The organism is Haloferax sp. s1 (genome assembly GCF_058382125.1).
In genome coordinates, this window is the sequence record NZ_JBZRPK010000215.1 from 1 (window position 1) to 2,018 (window position 2,018).

The 2,018-nt window shown below is 53.4% G+C and carries 2 protein-coding genes and 1 pseudogene; 1 reads left to right on the forward strand and 2 read right to left on the reverse strand.

The genetic code is table 11. The annotated features are described in order from the left end of the window. Window positions 1-7: 7 nt before the first annotated feature. Window positions 8-637 (reverse strand): annotated as a pseudogene (locus tag QT222_RS01825) (BCCT family transporter); the annotation flags it as partial. A gap of 338 nt (window positions 638-975) precedes the next feature. Between QT222_RS01825 and QT222_RS01830 the strand changes: the two are divergent. After that, window positions 976-1,308, forward strand: a complete 333-nt coding sequence (locus QT222_RS01830; protein ID WP_491476119.1) for a 2Fe-2S iron-sulfur cluster-binding protein — start codon at window positions 976-978, stop codon at window positions 1,306-1,308. A 125-nt stretch (window positions 1,309-1,433) separates the two neighbouring features. Here the strand turns inward: QT222_RS01830 and QT222_RS01835 are convergent. Then, window positions 1,434-2,018: DUF998 domain-containing protein (locus QT222_RS01835; protein WP_491476120.1), on the reverse strand; the 585-nt coding region annotated here is incomplete at its 5' end.

The window sequence follows — 2,018 nt, forward strand, 5'->3', positions numbered from 1 at the left end:
ATATTCAGCCGATGGTAGCATTGACAGCGGTGAGATTGACCGTCCAATAGGGACCGGGAATGCGGTCTTCGACGATGTCGGCGGTGAGCATCGAGCTAATCTTGTACTCACCGACGCCGTCGGTGTAGACGATGATTCCGAACGCCATCGCGACGGGGAGATACCACATTGCAAGGCCAGGGAACACCTCGTGAATGAACATAAACGCCAGTGCCATCGCCTCTACGGACGCACCTTGGACGGGATACGGCTTTGGCGGAGGACTGCTGACGATGGAGATGGGTTCTGCGACGCCCCAAATGAGAATGGACGCACCGAACCCGACGGTGAATACCATCGACAGCCAAGAGAACAAGCCGAACTCCGGTTCAGCATCGGGACCACCGATTCGGAGTTTCCCATACTGCGAAAATACCAGTAGTAGGACGACAATTAACAGCACGAATCCGAGTAGGATGAACCACCAACCGAAGTAATTGAGGACCCACGTCTTCGCACCGATGAGCGTGCTACTGAGTACTGACGGCTTCAGGAAACCAAACCCACCGAGAGCGAGCATCACGCTCATCGCTACGACGAACATAAGCTTCTCGGGCCACGAGGCCTCTTCGAGGCCCAAAAGGTACCACGTTTTCATTTTCTGTTATCCGGTGAAAGGGCTGACTCTGTCGAAGCGTTTTGAAATACGATGTCATCTGCGAGACCAATACTGGCGTTCTCAGTATTTCGAATCACAGTCGGATATACCAACAGGCCAGGGGTATCCATCTGAAAAAGCCGTTGTCTCTAACGGCGTTCGTAAGGTGTTACCATCACGATTGTCTCGCTGTCTCGCGGTGTGAGCTACGCGGACGTTTCTAGTGAGTGAGGCACCAGAAATTCTCCATGTTCACCTTACTGTGTGATATTTCATCTAATTCATATAGCGGACGAACCGGTCAAACGTATTTGTGTCTTGTAGTGCTATGTAAACACATGCCAACAATAGAGTTCAAGGGTGAAACGATCGAAGCTGACGTTGGTGACAACCTCCGTCAAACTCTTTTGGATGCCGGTCTCACCCCGCATAACGGGAAAGCGCAGTATACCAACTGTCGCGGCAACGCGCTTTGCGGAACATGTGCCGTCGAAATCGTGGAGGGGGACGTCAGTAACCCGACGGGTAAAGAACGCCGTCGTCTCAAGTTGCCACCTCATAGTCTCGACTCCGGACTCCGGTTATCGTGTCAGCTGACGATTGAGGATGACCTCGTTGTCGAGAAACACCCGGGCTACTGGGGTCAGAAAATCGAACAGAACGACTCCTGATAGGGGGTGTCGTGGTGAATATACGCTGTGAGCACGACCACTCAAACCGATTACTAATTGAAAGATTCAACAAGGCACTCAGGAGAGTTAGGGTCGAAGTCCGGGTGCCGTCCCCAGCGCGTAGTTCACGCGGTACGACAGCTGTCCCCCGGATTCTGGAGAAGTTGATAGGAGAAGATGAGGAGCGTTACGTCGTACTCAGCGATTGCAATTAGCTCGGCGATTGCCAGTCCGTCGAACGTGTGTATTGCGAGCAACGCAAGGAAGGTTCCAGACACAACGACGCCAGCGAACAGCCGGGCATATGCAACACCTCGATAACTCAGTGACACGGCGAGTAGAAATACTCCTGTTCCTCCCGAAAGCGCAAGGCCCAGAGCGTACGATTCAGGAAGTGTGACGCCATTTGAGCGGTATCCAATCAGAAGGAGCGCTATGCCGGTCAGCCCGAAGAGTACGACCCCACCCCGGCTGAGGCGGGTCTCACTTTCTCGAAAGACTTGAGTACAAAAAAAGAGCAAGAGAACTCCGCTAACGACCAGTCCACCATTGTAGACGAGCGTGAGCCGAGCCGAGCGGCGACCCAAGTCAGAGAGTGAGTGGTATTGTAGCGAAAACCACGGATTCGACAGCAACGATACGGTAAGAACGCTTCCGGACAGTATGACTATGAACAGCCCAGCGTACGCTCCAGCCCTCCGCCATGACAG